Source organism: Phaeobacter sp. JH20_08 (assembly GCF_048056635.1).
Classification (GTDB): domain Bacteria; phylum Pseudomonadota; class Alphaproteobacteria; order Rhodobacterales; family Rhodobacteraceae; genus Phaeobacter; species Phaeobacter bryozoorum.
The window spans coordinates 369,350-387,489 of the sequence record NZ_JAYMVV010000011.1; the positions used below are offsets into that span (position 1 = coordinate 369,350).

The window sequence follows — 18,140 nt, forward strand, 5'->3', positions numbered from 1 at the left end:
ATCCATGGCAGGCTTATCGGACCGTCGCCGCGATCAACAGGAGCCTGCCATGCCCATCCGCTATCTTACACTACTGTTAACGCTGCTGCCCTTGCCCGCGTTTGCACAGGACGGCTGCGATGATCTGTGGTTCACGCGAAATCTGATCATGGACCGTGCCGGCTATTGTTTTGGAACGGTGCTGGGCCAAAGCGTTTTCGACAATAGCGATTGCCTCGGAAAATCCGTCGCGCTTGACCCGCAGAGCAACCGGCAGGTGCAGGACATCCGCGCGCTGGAGAAGTATCACGGCTGCAAGGTCAACACCGGGCGCAGGCAGTTGACGCTGAACGATACGCATCTGCGGCGGTTGCTGGTGGATCTGCCGATCCGCGATGAATTTGAAGGCGCCTGTCTGGGTTGGCTTGGCGCTCCGGTCCCGCTCCATTCCGGCCATAGTGCGGGCACCGCCCGTATCGGCACGATCCAACCCGGCGACACCATCGGCTATGCGCATCTTCCAGTGGGCAACTGGTCCTATGTCACCACCCACAGCAGCGACTGGCGGGTCAAGAGCGGCGGCTGGTACAACCGCGCAGCCGCCCCTGAAAACTGCCGCGATTTCGCAGGCTGATCATGTGCCAGGGGCCGGGCGACGACAGCGCTCACTCATAGGGCCAGAGCCCCTGCCCCAGCGCCTCCACGGCGACGGAGATCCGTTCGAAACTGTCACGGGCGCGGCCGACGCTATGGCGGGCGCGCAGATAGCCATGGACCAGCCCCTGTTCGTTGATCCAATGCGCTTTGCCACCGGCGGCCATGATCTTGTCGCGGTAATGGCGGGAATCATCACGCACCGGATCACAGTCGGCAGTGATCAGCACCGTTGCGGGCAGGTTGGAAAAATCGGTATCGGCCAGCGGTTCGAGGGTCGGATCGCCCGTCGCCTGCGTGCCTTCCGGGCGGCGAATTGACCCGTAGTAGAGGATATCATCCCGTGTCAGCATCGGCGCCTGCGCGTGTTCCAGATAAGAGCCCTGATTGATATCGCCACCAAAGGCGCCGTAGATCAGCACCTGCCCCACCAGCCCGCCAATACGTCCGCGCGCATGATGCGCCACGGCGGCACAGAGATTGGCACCGGCGCTGTCACCAGCCAGAACCAGATCCCCCTCAAAACTGTCGCGGATCCACTGCAAGACCGCCCAGGCGTCCTCAAAGGCCGCAGGGTGGCGATGTTCTGGGGCCAGACGGTAATCCACCGCCACAACGCGATAGCCGCTCTGGGCGCAAAGCTCGGCGCAGACGTCATCGTGGCTGTCCAATCCACCAACGACAAAGCCGCCGCCATGGCAGTACATCACCGTGCAGCCCGGCTCTCCGGCGGTGTAGATCCGCACCGGGACCGCCCCCACCAGCCGATCCTCGCAGCGGACCACATCCGGGCGCGCGACACGGAATTCAGCGGCCATGTCATTATAGACCTTGCGCTGTTCCGTGATCGACAGATCCACCGCATCATCCGGGTAACATTCGCCGGTTTTGCGGATAAAGGCCCAGGTTTCTTCGTCGATCAGCCGCTCGTAGTTCATCTCACCCGTTCCCTATCTTCATAGTCCGTCGAATGAGATTAGCAGCGCCGAAATCAAAAACCATGCTTTACAAATGAAAAAAGCGCCCGCGTGGGGCGCTTTCTGATGCTGGGGTGGCGCAGTGCCATCCGCCGCTCTGGGATCAGCCCTTTGGCATCGGTTCCCAGGGGCGGGTAAAGACACCAAGCACATCCGAAATATCGGAGGCCGAAGCGCCATTGGCCTCAACCTGGGCGACCAGACCGCGGCTTTTGTCGTCGACCACATGTTCGACGCGCGCAGGCAGGCCTGCCTTCAGCAGGGCCTCATTGTAGATCCGGGTGATGGCATTCTTGCGCAGATCAGGTTTGAACACCTTGCCCACGGCCGTCTTTGGCAGCTCATCCATCACCGTGACATGTTTCGGGATTGCCGCGCGTTCATGCACGTGGATCTTGCAATAGGCCAAAAGATCCTCCGGCGTCACGCTTGCGCCATCCACCAGCTCGACAAAGGCACATGGCACCTCGCCGGCATGGGCATCCGGCTGGCCGATTGCACCCGCAAAGGCGACGGCCTCATGCCCCAGCAGCGCCTCTTCGATTTCGGCCGGATCAATATTGTGGCCGCCGCGGATGATCAGATCCTTCGCCCGGCCCGTGATCCAGAGATAGCCATCCGCATCCAGACGGCCCAGATCGCCGGTGCGCAGATAGGTGTCCTTGTAGAACAGACCTTCGTTCTTCTCGACCTCGGTATAGGTATGACCGGCATAGACGCCGGGGCTCGAGATACAGATCTCACCGATCTCATCCACACCCAGCTCGACCATATCGCCATTGGTTGCCTTCACGATCTTGACGTCAGTGTAGGGCAGCGGAATGCCGATCGAGCCGATCTTCTTTTCGCCCTGAACCGGGTTGCAGGAGACCAGGCAGGTCGCCTCGGTCAGGCCGTAACCTTCGACAATGCTGACGCCCGTTGCGCTTTCGAACCGTTTGAACAGTTCGACCGGCAGTGGCGCCGAGCCGGAGAAGGCCGTCTTTACGGTCGAGACATCGGCATCGACGGGCCGCTGCATCTTGGCCGAAATTGCAGTGGGTACGGTGATGATAAAGGAAATCTTCCAGCGTTCGATCAGCTTCCAGAAATTGTCAAAGACACCCTCGCCGCGATAGCCCTGCGGTGTCGGGAACACCACATGCGCCCCCGAGGCCACCGCCGCCATCAGGATCACATGGCAGGCAAAGACATGGAACAGCGGCAGCGGGCACATGATATTGTCATCTGCGGTAAACAGCAGCTTGCTGCCCAGCCAGCCGTTGTAGTTCATGCCGGAATAGGTGTGCTGCGCCACTTTGGGCATCCCGGTGGTGCCGCCGGTGTGGAAATAGCAGGCCACCCGGTCGCTGTCGGAATCCGCGAACGTCAGCTCGGTCGGATGCTTGCGCAGCTCTTTGTTGAAATTCTTGTAATCCGCATGGGCCAGCTTGTCCTTGCCCTCAAGCTTGGGGCGGATCATCGGTACAATCCAGGATTTTGGCGGCGTCAGATAGCGGTTGAGGTCGATTTCCAGAACCGTGTTCACCTTGGGCGCATGGCGCACCGCCTCCGCCACCTTCTGGGCGACGTCGGTCTTGGGGAAAGGCTTCAGCGTCACCACCACCTTCGCCCCGGTTTCGCGCAGGATCGAGGCGATCTGCTCCGGCTCAAGCAGAGGGTTGATCGGATTAGCGATGCCTGCCACAGCGCCGCCGAGCAGGGTCACGACGGTTTCATTGCAGTTCGGCAGGATATAGGCGACCACATCCTTTTCACCGATCCCCATGGAGCGGAACATATTCGCCGCCTGGGTCACCTTGTCCTTCAGCTGGCGCCAGGTCAGGGTCTCGGCCTTATCCTTGGGACCAGAGAATATCTGGTAGCTCACCGCGTTGTTGTCGGGAAATTTCCCGGCCGTACGGGACAGCAACCCATAAAGCGTCGTCGGCATATTCCGCTGCCCAAAAGGCATCTCGTTCGTTAGTGCCAAGCAGTCCGCAGCCGTGGCAAATCCCATTGGTTTCCTCCCCTAGTCCCCTTGTGCCGGGGAATTTCAGTTAACACAAAATGATTTGAAACGACCCGCCGCGCAAGCGCGCCGACAGGGTCACGTCAAGGAAGCCTGCGCTTTGACGCAGCGACATTTGAAGTTTTTCGACCTTGAAGCCGAAATTCGGCTCATTTGAGACCGGGTCTGCCTATTCCGCAGCCAGCCCATCGGTGAACTGAAGCCGTGCAAGACGCGCGTAAAGCCCGCCTTCGGCAACCAGCTGATCGTGGCTACCGGTGGCCACGATACGGCCCTCTTCCATCACCACGATGCGATCTGCCTTTTTCACGGTTGCCAGTCGATGCGCCACGATCAAGGTGGTGCGGCCCTGGCTCAGCTCATCGACAGCGGCCTGTACCAGTCGTTCGCTTTCGGCATCCAGTGCGGATGTGGCCTCATCCAGCAACAGCACCGGCGCGTCGCGCAGAATCGCGCGGGCGATGGCGATCCGTTGTTTCTGACCGCCCGACAGCATCACGCCACGTTCCCCGACCTGGCTGTCATAGCCCTCTGGTAGCCGAGTGATAAAGTCATGGGCGGCGGCCGCACGGGCGGCGGCCTCGACCTCGGCGTCGCTGGCCTCGGGACGACCAAAGCGGATATTGTCCCGCGCCGAGGCGGCAAAGATCACCGGGTCCTGAGGCACCAGCGCGATATGTCTGCGGAAAGCATCCCGTTGCAGGTCCCGCAACGAGACACCATCCAGACAGACCGCACCATCAGTGGGATCGTAGAACCGCTGGATCATCTGGATGATGGTTGTCTTGCCCGCACCGGAGGGGCCGACAAAGGCAACCGTCTCGCCCGGCTTCACCGTCAGGGAGACGTCGCTCAGGGCCGGAATCAGCGGACGGGCGGGATAGCGGAAGGACACATTGTCAAATCGGATTTCGCCCCGCACCGGTTCGGCCAGCGCCTGCGGACGCGACGGATCCTGCACCTCATCCACCGCCGTCAGCAGCTCCACCAGACGTTCGGTTGCGCCAGCGGCCCGTTGCAATTCGCTCCAGATCTCTGACAGCGCCGCTACCGAGCCTGCGACCAGCACCGCATAGATCACGAACTGGACCAGGGTGCCTTCGGACATGACCCCGGCGCGCACATCGTTTGCGCCCATCCACAGGACGCCAACCACGCCGGAGAATACCAGAAAGATCACGATCACGGTCAGGAAAGCACGGGTCTGGATCCGCCGCATTGAAACGTCAAATGCGGTTTCGGTCATCCGGCTGAATTCGCCCCGGCTGGCGCTCTCATGCGTATAGGCCTGAACCGTCTGCACCGCGCCCAGCGCCTCACCCGCGTTGCCGGAAGAGGCCGCGATCCAATCCTGATTCTCGCGGCTGATCTTGCGCAGCCGCCGCCCCAGCACCAGAATCGGCACGATCACCGCAGGCACGATCAGCAGAACAAGGCTGGTCAACTTGGCCGAGGTCAGCAGCATCAGCACCAGACCGCCGCCAAAGATCAGCATATTGCGCAGGGCAATCGACACCGACGAGCCCAGCACCGACTGGATCAGCGTTGTATCCGTGGTGATCCGGCTCAGCACCTCTCCGGTCATGATCTGCTCGAAAAACGCCGGGCTCATACCGATGACGCGGTCAAACACCGCCTTGCGGATATCTGCAACCACCCGCTCTCCCAGCCGCGTGACCAGCGCATAGCGCAGGCCCGTGCCCACGGCCAGCAGCGCCGCAATCACCAGAGCAGCGGCGAAATACTGGTTCAGCAGCTCAGCATCGGAAACCCGGAAGTTATCGACCACCCGGCGAACCGCCAGCGGCAGCGTCAGCGACAGGCCCGCGGTGAGCACGAGTGCTAGCGTCGCGGTGGCCATCAACAGGCGGTAGGGGCGCATAAACGGCCAGAGGGCAGACAGGACACCAATCTTGCGCGATTTCTCGCGCTCTACATCCGCAGTCGGGACCGCTTGATTGCCCGCCATGTCAGCTCCTTCGACGTTCCGTGTGGCAGGCTCTGTCGCCTGCGCATCGCCAAGGTTCATGACCCCGCAAACCCCTGAGGTCAAGCGCACAGAGGCCGTCAAAGCCTGTCATACCGCCGCATGAATGGTTCGGCACCGCCCTGAACACCCCAGAGAGATCTTCTGCGCAGCTACCGGTCTGATCTATGTCGGAAATCCTGGAGCGGGTAGCGGGAATCGAACCCGCACCTTAAGCTTGGAAGGCTCTTATGATACCATTTCACCATACCCGCTCAGGGAATTTGGTCTATAAATCGGTGCTTTCGGAGCGTCAAGCGGCTGTGGCGTGAAATCGTGAAATTTCATCTGGAAGAGCCGGATTAACCGGCATCTCTCCCCTGACCACATGTCCGCTCAATTGCCGAGCACCCGGCCAATCCAACCTTTGCGCGGCGCCTCGTCCCGGCTGGTGTCGGGTGTCCCGGCCTCCTCCGCTGAGGCATCTGTTTCGACCGAACTATCCCCTTCGACGGCGGTCTGGAACCGCTCGAAGAACTGGTCGGCCATCTTTTTGGCAAACCCGTCGATGATCCGGCTTCCAAGCTGGGCGAGTTTGCCGCCGACCTTGGCCTCGACCTCATAAGTCAGCAGGGTATGCCCGTCCTCACCATCGCTCAGCGTCACATGGGCGTCGCCCTTGGCGAACCCAGCCGCGCCGCCCTTGCCCTCCCCCCGCAGGGTCAGACTATTGGGCGCATCTAGATCGGACAGGGTCACAGTGCCACGGAATGTCGCCTTAACCGGGCCGACCTTTTGCACCACAACCGCCGTGAAACCCTCCTCGGCCGATCCCTCCATTTCCTGGCAGCCGGGCACCGCATCCTTCAGCGTTTCGGCATCCAGAAGCCCCTGCCAGACCTCGGCGCGCGGGGCAGCGATGCTGCGGGTATCGGCAAGTTTCATAAGCCTATTCCTTTTGCTGGCGATACATCGTGTTGCGGGCACTGGGACGCCCCTGCTGGCGCCTGCATAACGCAATCCGGCTGCGCGCCGATATGCGACATTGGTTGCAGATCAGACGGCGACGGTGCGCGCAACAAGGATAGCACAGGCCTACGCTCCCGCCAGACGCGAAATCACGGCCGTTGCATCTTCGCGAGCCGTCTTAGACTTTTCGCCTATTGGTCGCGGCTTGCAGCTGCTGCTAGCATGAGCGGCATGGCGGGCGCGTGGCTTTGGCGCGCGATGTGACCCGCGATTGCCCGGCGCAGACCATGGACCATTGGCATAGGCTTGAGGAGTGTGATGACCCATTCGCCCGCCCCAGATCATCCCCAGCGACCTCGCACCCCGGATGCGCAGGACCCGGCAGGCTTTGTGACCGCGCTGATCGTCGAGGATCACCCGCTGTTCTGCGACGCCCTGGCGATGACGCTGCGCGCCACGGTTGGGATCACCAGCATCGCAACCGCCGCGACAGTGGAACAGGCCATTTCCGAGGTTTCGGACACTCCTGCTCCCGATGCGGTGGTGCTGGATCTCAACCTGCCCGATGCTCAGGGCCTCGACGGGCTGATACGGCTGCACAATGCGACGACCGCGCCGATCCTTGTCGTATCGTCGATGGCGGACAACCGGGTCATCAGCGCAGCCATCCACGCCGGTGCCGCCGGCTTTGTGCCCAAGCACAGCCAGCGCGAGATCTATATCGACGCCTTTGACGCCATCGGCAGGGGCACGCCTTTCGTCCCGCCCGGCTATGTGCTGCTGCCGCGGGACAGTGAAACGCAGGATGCGACCGGGCGTCTGGCGACGCTGACCAATCAGCAGGCGCGGATCCTGCAACTGATCTGCGCGGGCAAACTGAACAAGCAGATCGCCTATGACCTGTCGATCGCCGAAACCACGGTAAAGGCGCATGTCACCGCGATCATGCGCAAACTCGGGGTCCAAAGCCGGACCCAAGCGGTTCTGATTGCAAAGGAAACAAGCTTTGCAAACGTCTTGCAAGATCTGGGCTGAGCTGCCTACCATCCGACATGACGCGCCCCGCCCCCTTCCCTGACACGGCTGATCCCCGCGCAACGGCGCAGGCTTCAGACCGGGTCTCTCTGCCCGCCATGGCGGGGGCGCTGCACAATGCGGATCGCATCACCCGCACGGGACGGGCAGCGGCAGACTCCCCTGATGCGCTGGCGACATTGGCCGGAACGCTGGCGCCGCTGGACGAGCTGGAGCTGGTCATCCTCTTTGTCTCGCCGCAGGCCGATATCCATGCGCTCAGCGCGGCTGCGGCGCGGCAGCTCGCACCGGCCACTGTTGTTGGGTGCACCACCGCAGGCGAGATCGGCGAAGCGGGCTATACCGACGGGGAGATCATCGCAATCGGCCTGCCGCGCAGCCATTTCTGCGGACGTGTGCTGAGCATCGAAGATCTGAACACATATGATGCCCAGTGCCAGATCGACCAGATCATCCGCAACCGCAACGACATGGCGCGAGAGACGCCGCAATGGACCTCCGAATTCGCCTTTCTGCTGATCGACGGGCTGTCGATCAAGGAGGACGCGCTGACCGCCGATCTCGCACCCGGTCTGGGCCCCGTGCCACTATTTGGCGGCTCCGCAGGCGATGGTACCGATTTTGGCGCGACCTATGTGCTCTGTGACGGCATCGCGCGCCAGAATGCGGCGGTGTTGCTACAGATCCGCAGCAATTGCCCGGTCAAGGTCTTCAACACCGACCATCTGGTGCCCACGGCCCAGCGCATGGTGGTCACCGGTGCCGATCCCGCCCGTCGGCTGGTCTATGAAATCAACGCCGAGCCGGCCGCGCGCGAATATGCACGGCTCCTGGGCAAGGATCCTGAACAGCTGACCACTTTCACCTTTGCGGCCCATCCCGTCGTCGTGCGCCTGGGTGGCCAGCACCATGTCCGCGCGATTCAGCAGGTCGCTGAGACGGGCGATCTGGTGTTCTTTTCCGCCATCGACGAAGGTGTCGTGCTGACCCTGGCCGAACCCCTGGACATGGTCGATCACCTCGACCGTGCCCTGACCGCTCTTGGCGAGACACAGACCCCGGATGTGATCCTTGCCTGCGATTGCCTCCTGCGACGGATGGAAGCCCAGCAAAAACAGCTCACGCCGCAGATCTCATCGCTTCTTGCCAAACATCGTGCTGTCGGCTTCTGCACCTATGGCGAACAGGTGAATTCCATCCATGTGAACCAGACGCTGACAGGAGTTGCCATCTATCCGCCCCTGGCCTGCGACCCACCGGCACGATCATGACGCAAGGCCTGATTGATCCGCGCGACTCGCTGGAGCGGCAGAACGAAAAACTGCTGAAAATCACCGCAACGCTGATGCGCCGGGTGGAACAGAACACCGATGCCTCCGGTCTCGCCTATGCGCAGTTCGAACGCGCCGTTCTGCTGGAAGAGGAAATCCGCAGCCGCACCCGCGATCTGGAGCGCACGCTGGACCTTCTGAACCTGTCCAATGCCAAACTTGCCGAGGCCAACCGCGAGACCGAGGCGGCGCGCGCCAATCTCGCCGATGCCATCGAAACCGTGCAGGAGGGGTTTGCCCTCTTTAATCCGCAGGATGTACTGGTGATGTGCAACAGCCGATTTGGGATGCACATGCCCGACATCCACGCGCGGCTGCGGCCGGGGCTGGCATTTGAGGCCTATGTCAATCTGGTCAGCGGCAGCTCGGCCCTGTCGCTGCCCGCCGGAACCACAGCCGCCGAATGGGCCGCGCGCAGGCTGGCCCGGCATCAGGACCGCAGCGTCATGTTCAACGTTCGCATGACCGGGAACCGCTGGCTTCAGGTCAGCGAACACCGCACCTCCGACAGTGGCACCGTCATCCTGCAAACCGATGTCACCGACATCATGCGTCTTCAGCACCAGGAACGTGAACGCATCCTCGACGATCAGGCCCGGCTCATCCGCGCCACATTGGAACACCTGAACCAGGGGGTCTGCATCTTCGATCAGCAGGCGCGTCTGGTTGGCTGGAACCGGCTCATGGGAGAGCTGCTGTCCATTCCGATCAGCCGGTTTCGCATCGGCAGCCGCTTCGAGCGGATCTTCGAACATCTGCGGGCGGAGTTCACATTTGAACAGGCCGATATGGCCGATCAGGTCACCCTCTGGACCCGGCCAAAAGCAGATCCTGCACCGGATATCCCTTCTGAACGGATACGATCCGGCCCAGCGATACGGGCGCCGCTTTCCTTCGACGTGCAGCAGGGCATGACACGGGTCCTGACGGTTTTTATGCAGGAAATGCCCGACGGCGGTTTCGTGATCAGCTTCACCGATGTCACCGCCGAACGGACCGCTGCGCGCGCGATGAGCGAGGCCCGTGACACGCTTGAACAGCGTGTGCTTGACCGAACGCTGGAGCTGGAAGACGCGCTTCAGGCCGCCGAACGCGCCAATGCCTCAAAGTCGCGCTTTGTGGCCGCCGCCTCCCATGACCTGCTGCAACCGCTCTCGGCGGCAAAGCTCTTTGTCGCAGCGTTGCAAAGCGAATTGCCGACAGGCGGTTCCCGCGAAACCCTGAACAAGGCGGCAAATGCGCTGGACAGTGTAGAGACACTGGTCTCAGCGCTCCTTGATATTTCGCGACTGGATTCCGGCCGCGCCACACGGCATGTGACGTCCGTCGATCTCGACGACCTGCTGCTGCAACTGCATGACGAATTGCGCCCGATGGCAGATGCCAAGGGCCTCTCGTTCCGCCTCAGGCTCAGCCAGACGCGGGTGCTGAGCGATGTGACCTACCTGCGGCGCATCCTGCAGAACCTGATATCAAATGCGCTTCGCTATACCAGCCGGGGGGGTGTGCTTGTCGGCATCCGCCCCCGCCGGGACTCGGTCCGGGTTGAGATCTGGGACACCGGGACCGGCATTCCCGACGAGGATCGCACGCTGATCTTTGCAGAATTCCAGCGGCTGAACGCCACGGTGAGCGCCGCTGACGGCATGGGCCTTGGCCTTGCGATTGTGGAACGCGCCTGCGGGTTGCTGGGCCATCCCCTGACGCTCAGATCCCATGTGGGGCGCGGAACGGTCTTTGCCGTTGATCTGCCCCGTGACACCGCACGGCTGCACCAGTCACATCAGTCGGAGCTGTCCGGCGCTCGCATGGCCGAGGTCGCCCCCTCCGGGACAGCTTCCCCGGATCCGGCAGCTGTGGCCTTGGGGCAGCTGATCGCGCTGCTGATCGTCACCGATCCCGATCTGCGCCACGCATTGACCCTGACGATGGAGCAATGGGGGATCGATGTCTTGCCCTGTGCCAGTGAAGAGGATGCCCGCGCCTTGCTGACGGAAATCGACGTCACACCGGATGTTCTGGTGATTGACCTGCAACTGGGAGCGGACCAGAACGGCGCCGAGGTGATCGCCCGCCTCAACCGCGACCTTGGCGCGCTGCCCGCCTGCCTGATCTCCGCCGACCGCCGCCCGCAGGTCGCCCGGCTTGCCCAAAACACAGGTGCCAGACTGTTCACAAAACCCATTCAACCGGAGCAGCTGCGCAGTTTCCTCGACGATCTGCGACAGCCGCCTCAATGACGCCCATGGCTTGCCCCCAGCCCCAGCGGTGGCGAGGCCATGGCGGCCCGCAGAAGATTGATCCAGCGCCCCCGCCCTGCCGTAATGCCATCGAAACACCCGCAGGCGACCCGCAAGGTCGATGCCCTGCCAGCCCCCTCCTACAGCCGAAAGGCTCTTCCAGTTGACCGATCCCGCCCCCCTGCCCCCACATCGCCCGACCGCCGTGATTACCGCGCATGGCCAGCCTTCCGATCCGGCGCCCCAGGAACGCGCGCTGGCCGATCTGGCCGATGCCGTCGCTGCGCTGTTGCCCGACTGGGATATCCGCTCGGCCACGTTGTCCACAGCTGATCGACTGGAACAGGTGACACCAAAGGGCGCGCTGATCTATCCGTTCTTCATGGCCAACGGCTGGTTCACCGGCTCGGTGCTGCCCAAGCGGCTCCAGGGGCATGATGTTCACCTGTTACCCCCCTTCGGTCTGGACCCGGCCCTGCCGGAACTGGCCTGCAAGGCGCTGGCCACGGCCTGCGAGGCACGCGGATGGTCGCTGCCCCGGACCCGCATCCTTCTGGCCGCTCATGGGTCGGCCCGGGGGCCCAAGGCCGCCGAAGCCGCCGAGGCCTTTGCAGCCGCCATGCGCCACCACCTGCCGGGCACGGATCTGCTCACAGGCTATGTCGAGGAAGATCCGCGTATCGCGGACGCCGCCCGCGATCTTGCAGCGGCCAAACCTGAACACCTGACCCTCTGCCTGCCGTTCTTTGCACAATCCGGCGAACACGTCCGCGACGATATCCCCGAGGCGCTGGCCGATGCCAGTTATCCCGGCGACATATTGCCCGTGCTCGGGGCGCTGCCCGGCGTCCCCCAGCTGATCGCCGACGCCCTAAGGCAGGCTCTCCTCGGGCCAAACCCGGCAGGAGACAAAGCCGGTCGGATCTGACCAAACCCGCCCGCAGCCCGGCGTAACCGTCCCCCCGTTGCGACACCCGGCAGGGCTGCCGACAGCCACCAAGGCAGCCTGCCCCGCTGGCGCCCCCGGCAGATCGACACTCAAGGCGGCACTCCAGCCCATTGCGGCCGCAGAATTTTTCAAAATTTCCCGCCGGTTCTGCGCACGCCCCCTTGCACCGTCCCCCGGCATGTGATTAATCACGCCTCACACCACCGGTAAGGCGAGTTGGCGGAGTGGTGACGCAGCGGATTGCAAATCCGTGTACACCGGTTCGATTCCGGTACTCGCCTCCAGACGTCAGATTTGACTACGCGATCCGCGACAGCTTTGACAGTTTTGCTCGCGTCGCCTCTAAAGGCGGATCTGGCACTTCCCTCCAGGCGGTCAACTGAACTCATCGGCACTGCGCCTGCCCCCCGGATCAGGCCGATGTGGATGTCGGCACGCGCTGCCAATAGGCGGGACCGCAGGCGTTTTGTTCCAGAAACCGATAGCGGGCCGTTCGGCGGTCCGGGCTCAGGTGGACCTCCGGTGCGCTGCGGTCTTCGAAACGGTAGGGCAGCACCGAGCGCAGCTCTTGGGAATGCTCCTCAACTGCCCGGATCACCCAAGGCCGCGTGAACATGACCTCCCGTGTCGCCTCCTTGGGGCGCTGAAAGCCCTTGGAGGCCGGGAAGCTGATCTCCCCCTCGATCACAATGCCCAATGATCCGAGGAAATCGCGGTAGTCTTCCGTCAGACGTTCGACCCGGATGATGTGATCGGCGACACAGACACCGTTCACGGAGTACACATCGAAATCCTGCGGCCAGCGACCGTCGTTGACAAATCTCTTGAATCGCGGCTCAACCGGGCGTTCGGGGCGCCTGTTTCCCTTCCAGAAGAATGACGAGATCGCCTTTTCCCACGGGTTCCGCTCGGTGCAAACCACATCATAGTCGACGATCTGCTCGCCATATACCCGCAGCGCATCGCTGTATCTGGAATGGTTCTGCAGTTCGATGGTCTCGCCGGAGTTGATATTCACGAATTGTGGGTTTTCGATCCGCGCCGCACAGTCGCCGCGCTGATATTCCTCGCGCGGGCGCAGCCTGGTGATCACATCCTGTGGCCCGCAATAGGCGCTAATGGCCAGCTCGATCGAGCTGCCCGCGGTCTTGCCGGGCTTGACGTAAACAAAGTTGTGCTTGTGGCTTACAATCATTTGAACGCGCCCTGAAGGTAGGTTATCGTCCGCTTATGACATGTGGGGTCACCTCAGGCAATGATCGCAAGCAGACGGTCAAGTGGCTCCGGTAGTTAGATAAAAACGAGTTTGAGGACGTGCGGGCGGCCTGGGCTGTCCCTGCTTAATCAGAGGGGCTCTGGTGGCGATACGCCCCTTCGCGAACCTCTCGCAGTCACGAGGATGAGTGTCGAACAGGGCATTGCCGGACAGAAAACCGTTTTGCAGGCTCAGCTTTGCAGCTGGCAGCGGTCGCGCGTCGGATCTCGCGGCCCCGGACGGTAGACCAGCGCCCCTTCGACAGTCCCAGAATAAGAATGAAGCAGTGCGCAATACTATGTCTGACCTCCCGGTAATCGCCTCCCTCTGGATTGGTGGCAATCTCAGCTATCTTGAGCAAACCTGTCTGAAATCCTTTGCCGATCACGGGCATCGCACGCTGCTCTATACCTACGAGACGGTCGACAACTGCCCGCCGGGTGTCGAGCTGATGGATGCAAACCGGATTTTCCCGGCGTCGGATTTCATCCGCCACAAGGTCTCCGGCTCGCCTGCGGTTCATGCCGACGCCTTTCGCTACAAGATGATTTCCATGCAGAATGTGATCTGGGTGGATGCCGATGTTCTCTGCGTCAAACCCTGGGATTTTCCGGACCAATGGGTCTTTGGCTGGGAAAAACCGGGACGGCTGGTCTGTAATGCAGTTCTGGGATTGCCCCGGTTTTCGCGGACGCTACAGCGGCTGAACACGTTCTGCGAAAACGAATACCCGATCCCGCCCTGGGTCAAGGGCGAGGAACGCGCGGCCCTGGAAGCGGCTCATGCGGCTGGCAACCCGGTTCATGTCTCCGAATTGAAATGGGGCGTCTGGGGGCCATCGGCGCTGACCTATTTCCTGAATGAAACCGGTGAGATGGCGCATGTGAAACCGCAGATGGCCTTCTTTCAGATCTCTTTCAAAGAACGCCGGAACCTGCTGTCACCGGGCTATACCGTAGAGAAGAAGATCGACGAGGGCTGCTATGGTGTGCATCTTTGGAACCGTCGGCTGAGCCGACGCCTGATCACCCATGAAGGCGGCATTCCTCATCCCGACAGCTATCTCGGCCGCGCGCTGGTCCGGCATGATATCGACGCCGCCGCCGCACCGATCCCGGACCGGCCCCCACAGGGCAAACCCACACAGGCCGAACTTGCCAAAGCCGCGGCTGCAACCGCAAAAATCCCGGCTCCGGCGCCACGGGCATCAGCACAACAGACCGCGCACCCCCTGCTCAAAATACCGCTGGATCGTCTCACGCAGAGCGCCCATTACCAGCGGGCGATCGACAATCTGGAGCTGCGGACCGAAACACTCGTGGATCGCCTCGCGCCGCTGGCAGAGCCGGTTTCCCACGACAATATCCTGATCCTCACCTCGATGAAGAACGAGGCCCCGTTCATTCTGGAGTGGATCGCCTATCACAAGGCAATCGGGGCGAAACACTTCCTGATCTACACCAACGACTGCCGCGACAATACCGATGCGATGCTCGACCGTCTGGCAGAACTGGGGCTGGTCACCCGCGTTGACAATCCCTGGGATCCGGCCTCCGGTAAGAAGCCCCAGCATGTCGCGCTGGAGGACGCCATGAGACAGCCTGCCTTCAAGGCTGCGGATTGGGTTCTGACCATTGATGTCGATGAATTTGTGAACATCCATGTCGGTGACGGCAGATTTGCCGATCTGTTCAGGGCCGCTGGCGATCCGAATGTGATCTCCTTTACCTGGAAATTCTTCGGCAATGGCGGGGTCGGCACCTATGAAGACCGCCCCATTATCGAACAGTTCACCCGCTGCGCGCCCGAGTTCATCCCAAAACCCCGGCTTGGCTGGGGGTTCAAAAGCATGGTGCATAAATCCGCGCCCTACACCAAGATAGGCGTTCACCGCCCGCTGAAGATCGACAACGAAGACAACGTCTCGCAGGTGCGCTGGGTCAACGGGTCCGGGCGCGTCATGCCTGATATGCTGCTCACCAACAACGGCTGGCGCTCCACCAAACGCTCGCTTGGCTATCGGATGGCGACACTGAACCACTATGTGCTGCGGTCGGCCGACAGTTTCCTGGTGAAACGGGATCGTGGGCGGATCAACCATACCGAGCAGGATCAGGGGATCGACTATTGGGCGCGCCGCAACTACGCCTCGGAAACCGACGGGCGGATGCTCAATCGCCTGCCGATGATGCGGGCCGAACTGGATCAGCTGATGGCGGATCCGCAGCTGGCACGCCTGCACAGAGAGGCCGTGCAATGGCATAGGGCCAAAATCGACGATCTGAAATCTCAGCCGGAATACGCCAATCTATATGAAAACCTGAGCGAGGTCGCGCGCCCGGATGCGATCTACCTCACCAAGCTTGAGGATCAGGCCGAGGCAGGCACCCCGGCAGGTGTGCAGATCCCCGAACCGGAGGCGCTGCTGCTCTCTCCCGCCCAGATCAAGGCCAAGACCCGGCTGCTGAAAGAGATGGTGCAGGGCAAGATCCGCGTTGCGGACCTGAAAACACGCGAGGCCGAGCTGGGAGCCGATATCGATATCGCCGACCTCGCCCAGAAGATGCAGCGCCCCTCTGCGCCTGCGCCTGCCGTCGTCGCGCCTGCCCCGGCGCCTGCCAGCCGCGTGGTCACGATCGCGCCGGCCGCTACCAATGCCCAGATCAAAAATCAGGGCGCCCTTGATCGTTCCGCCGTCAGGCGTCCGGACGCGCCGGACAGCGCCCAGCCGATGACCGGTGATGCACGGTTCACCGACATGCGCGCCCATGCCGCCCAGCGTGCCGGCTTCTTCTGGGAGGACAAGGACAACGCGCTGTTTTACGAGCCTTCTGGCAAGCGGCTGGTGGTCAGCTTCGACAATATCCATGTCGTCCAGCAAAAGGAGGGCCAGCGCTGGCCCTGGGGTTACAAGCTGCTGTCGCAGACCATGGGCTGTTCGGTGCTTGGCGTGATCGGCGCCAAGCGGAACTGGTTCCGTAACCCCTTTGTGCATGACAGCTTTGACCAGCTGCGCGACAGCGGCTTCTTTGCACAATTTGACGAGGTTCTGTTCTATGGCGCCTCCATGGGGGCCTTTGGCGCACTCACCTATTCGCAATGCGCGCCAGGCTCCAAGGTCTTTGCCATCGCGCCGCAGACCACGCTCGACCGTCGCATCCTGCCGGATGACAACCGCTGGGGCTGGACCGCGCGTCTGGATTGGGAGGACCGCTATGCGGATGCAGCGCAGGCGACCCAATCGGCAGAGGATGTCGTGGTCCTGTACGACCCCTATTTCGCGCCGGATGTGGAACAGGTGAACCGGCTCACAGGTGACAATATCCGCAAGATGAGGATGCCGTTCTTCGGCCACCAGCTGCCGCAGGCGCTGGCCAATATGGACATCCTCAAACCGATGCTGAACGAAATCTGCGAGGGCCGTTTCACCTCCCAACGGTTCTACCAACTGCTGCGCGCGCGTCGCGACCTGCCCCGATACCAGCACGACCTCCTGATGAAGGCCGAGGAGAAAAACCACAGGAAACTGGCCATTCAGGTCTGCGAATACACGCTGAAGAAACGCAATGCGAAAAACATTCGCAACTCGCTGGAACGGCTGCGTGCCGAACTCGCCGAGGCAGAGGGCTAGGTCATGACAACACGCCCCGCAAAGACGGCTCAGCGTCTGATCATCACCTGTATGAAAAACGAAGGCCCCTTCATCCTGGAATGGGTCGCCCACCACCGCGCCCTCGGGTTCGATCATATCCTGGTTTTCACCAATGACTGCGACGACGGCACTGTCGAGCTGCTCGATGCGCTGGCGGCCCGTGGCTATGTCACCCGGATGGACAACCCCTATCAGGAGATGGGCAGCGGCTATAATCCGCAGAAAGGCGCGTTGAAATTCGCAGAAGGTCTTGATCTGGTCCGGGAGGCCGAGTGGGTTCTGGTCTCTGATGTGGATGAGTTCGTGAACATTCACGTTGGCGACGGCGACCTCGACAGCCTTTTTGCTGCCACCGGTGATCCAGACATGATCTCGATGCAATGGCGCCTGTTCGGCAACAGTTTCCGCGATTCCTATGAGGACGTGCTTCTGACACAGCAGCATACCTATTGCGCGCCCAAATACTGCCCTGCCCCGATCCAGGCCTGGGGCATCAAAACCCTGTTCCGAACGCGAGGGGACCATGTCGCCGGAGGTTATGACCGCATTGGCGTCCACCGTCCGCTGAAACGGCGCATAGAGGGGATGCCGAATTGGGTGGCAGGCACGGGAAAACCGGTGCCCGAGGATATGGCCGATCAGGGCTGGCGTTTCGGCATTCGCGACCACGGCTACGACATGGTGACGCTGAACCATTACGCCGTACGCAGCACCGAAAGCTTCCTTGTCAAACGCGACCGTGGCCGGGTGAACCATGTGGAGCGCGACCAGGGGCTGGCCTATTGGATGCGCATGAATTTCAACATGGAACAGGATCTCTCCATCCAGCGCCGCCTTCCGGCAACGAAAAAGGAACTGACCCGGCTCAAACGGCTCAAGGGGATCAAGGCGCTGCATGACGCTGCGGTCACCGCCCACCGCAGCAAGATCACCGAGCTGATGGCGCGCGACGACATGAAGGCCTTCTACGAAGAGATCTCCTCGGCAAAGCTGACGCTGCTTTCACGGCATCTGAATTTCGTCTCCCGTGCCCAGTTCAACGATGGCCCGGACGCAATCTCTCCCGACCTGATACGGCGGCTGGAACAGGTGCCCGTCCTCTAGCAGCCGGAATCCCGAGGC

At 61.9% G+C, this 18,140-nt stretch carries 12 protein-coding genes and 2 tRNA genes; 8 read left to right on the top strand and 6 right to left on the bottom strand.

Going from position 1 to position 18,140, the window contains the following annotated elements:
* Positions 1-49: 49 nt before the first annotated feature.
* Positions 50-613 (top strand): DUF4453 domain-containing protein, encoded by a 564-nt coding sequence (locus VWY75_RS12315; protein ID WP_340546087.1) that lies wholly within the window; start codon positions 50-52, stop codon positions 611-613.
* A gap of 31 nt (positions 614-644) precedes the next feature.
* On the opposite strand, the gene VWY75_RS12320 is transcribed toward VWY75_RS12315, so the two are convergent.
* From VWY75_RS12320 to VWY75_RS12340, 5 genes are all read right to left on the bottom strand, one after another.
* Positions 645-1,571, bottom strand: a complete 927-nt coding sequence (locus VWY75_RS12320; protein ID WP_416539066.1) for an alpha/beta hydrolase — start codon at positions 1,569-1,571, stop codon at positions 645-647.
* Positions 1,572-1,713: 142 nt separating this feature from the next.
* A complete protein-coding gene (locus VWY75_RS12325) occupies positions 1,714-3,609 on the bottom strand; it encodes an acyl-CoA synthetase (RefSeq protein ID WP_340546089.1) in 1,896 nt (631 codons plus the stop codon).
* A 181-nt stretch (positions 3,610-3,790) separates the two neighbouring features.
* The gene (locus VWY75_RS12330; protein ID WP_340546090.1) at positions 3,791-5,590 is read right to left on the bottom strand and encodes an ABC transporter transmembrane domain-containing protein; all 1,800 of its coding nucleotides are present in this window, start codon (positions 5,588-5,590) and stop codon (positions 3,791-3,793) included.
* Between the two features lie 198 nt (positions 5,591-5,788).
* A tRNA-Gly gene (locus VWY75_RS12335) sits at positions 5,789-5,862 on the bottom strand.
* A gap of 121 nt (positions 5,863-5,983) precedes the next feature.
* Complete coding sequence (locus VWY75_RS12340; protein ID WP_416539067.1) at positions 5,984-6,532, bottom strand: CoxG family protein; 549 nt, start codon at positions 6,530-6,532, stop codon at positions 5,984-5,986.
* 465 nt (positions 6,533-6,997) lie between these two features.
* Here VWY75_RS12340 and VWY75_RS12345 point away from each other — a divergent pair, with 465 nt between their 5' ends.
* The 5 genes from VWY75_RS12345 to VWY75_RS12365 all read left to right on the top strand — a co-directional run bounded on the left by VWY75_RS12345 (position 6,998) and on the right by VWY75_RS12365 (position 12,395).
* Complete coding sequence (locus VWY75_RS12345) at positions 6,998-7,591, top strand: LuxR C-terminal-related transcriptional regulator (RefSeq protein ID WP_416535137.1); 594 nt, start codon at positions 6,998-7,000, stop codon at positions 7,589-7,591.
* 17 nt (positions 7,592-7,608) lie between these two features.
* On the top strand, positions 7,609-8,862 hold the full coding sequence (locus tag VWY75_RS12350; RefSeq protein WP_416539068.1) for an FIST N-terminal domain-containing protein: 1,254 nt from the start codon (positions 7,609-7,611) through the stop codon (positions 8,860-8,862).
* The gene (locus tag VWY75_RS12355) at positions 8,859-11,162 is read left to right on the top strand and encodes a PAS-domain containing protein (protein WP_416539069.1); all 2,304 of its coding nucleotides are present in this window, start codon (positions 8,859-8,861) and stop codon (positions 11,160-11,162) included. Before VWY75_RS12350 ends, VWY75_RS12355 begins: the two co-directional genes overlap by 4 nt.
* 163 nt (positions 11,163-11,325) lie before the next feature.
* Positions 11,326-12,090: a CbiX/SirB N-terminal domain-containing protein gene (locus VWY75_RS12360; RefSeq protein WP_416539070.1), complete on the top strand. Its 765-nt coding sequence runs from the start codon at positions 11,326-11,328 to the stop codon at positions 12,088-12,090.
* Between the two features lie 231 nt (positions 12,091-12,321).
* A tRNA-Cys gene (locus VWY75_RS12365) sits at positions 12,322-12,395 on the top strand.
* A 128-nt stretch (positions 12,396-12,523) separates the two neighbouring features.
* On the opposite strand, the gene VWY75_RS12370 is transcribed toward VWY75_RS12365, so the two are convergent.
* Positions 12,524-13,306 (bottom strand): hypothetical protein, encoded by a 783-nt coding sequence (locus tag VWY75_RS12370; protein ID WP_416539071.1) that lies wholly within the window; start codon positions 13,304-13,306, stop codon positions 12,524-12,526.
* 358 nt (positions 13,307-13,664) lie between these two features.
* On the opposite strand from VWY75_RS12370, the gene VWY75_RS12375 reads away from it, so the two are divergent.
* Positions 13,665-16,997: a glycosyltransferase family 2 protein gene (locus VWY75_RS12375; protein WP_416539072.1), complete on the top strand. Its 3,333-nt coding sequence runs from the start codon at positions 13,665-13,667 to the stop codon at positions 16,995-16,997.
* Positions 16,998-17,000: 3 nt separating this feature from the next.
* The gene (locus tag VWY75_RS12380) at positions 17,001-18,122 is read left to right on the top strand and encodes a glycosyltransferase family 2 protein (RefSeq protein ID WP_416539073.1); all 1,122 of its coding nucleotides are present in this window, start codon (positions 17,001-17,003) and stop codon (positions 18,120-18,122) included.
* Positions 18,123-18,140: the final 18 nt, after the last annotated feature.

Coding starts and splice junctions, on each gene's coding strand:
- VWY75_RS12330 (WP_340546090.1), bottom strand. CDS start 5,590: ATGGCGGGCAATCAAGCGGTCCCGACTGCGGATGTAGAGCGCGAGAAA.
- VWY75_RS12350 (WP_416539068.1), top strand. CDS start 7,609: ATGACGCGCCCCGCCCCCTTCCCTGACACGGCTGATCCCCGCGCAACG.
- VWY75_RS12375 (WP_416539072.1), top strand. CDS start 13,665: ATGTCTGACCTCCCGGTAATCGCCTCCCTCTGGATTGGTGGCAATCTC.
- VWY75_RS12340 (WP_416539067.1), bottom strand. CDS start 6,532: ATGAAACTTGCCGATACCCGCAGCATCGCTGCCCCGCGCGCCGAGGTC.
- VWY75_RS12370 (WP_416539071.1), bottom strand. CDS start 13,306: ATGATTGTAAGCCACAAGCACAACTTTGTTTACGTCAAGCCCGGCAAG.
- VWY75_RS12320 (WP_416539066.1), bottom strand. CDS start 1,571: ATGAACTACGAGCGGCTGATCGACGAAGAAACCTGGGCCTTTATCCGC.
- VWY75_RS12345 (WP_416535137.1), top strand. CDS start 6,998: ATGACGCTGCGCGCCACGGTTGGGATCACCAGCATCGCAACCGCCGCG.
- VWY75_RS12380 (WP_416539073.1), top strand. CDS start 17,001: ATGACAACACGCCCCGCAAAGACGGCTCAGCGTCTGATCATCACCTGT.
- VWY75_RS12355 (WP_416539069.1), top strand. CDS start 8,859: ATGACGCAAGGCCTGATTGATCCGCGCGACTCGCTGGAGCGGCAGAAC.
- VWY75_RS12325 (WP_340546089.1), bottom strand. CDS start 3,609: ATGGGATTTGCCACGGCTGCGGACTGCTTGGCACTAACGAACGAGATG.
- VWY75_RS12315 (WP_340546087.1), top strand. CDS start 50: ATGCCCATCCGCTATCTTACACTACTGTTAACGCTGCTGCCCTTGCCC.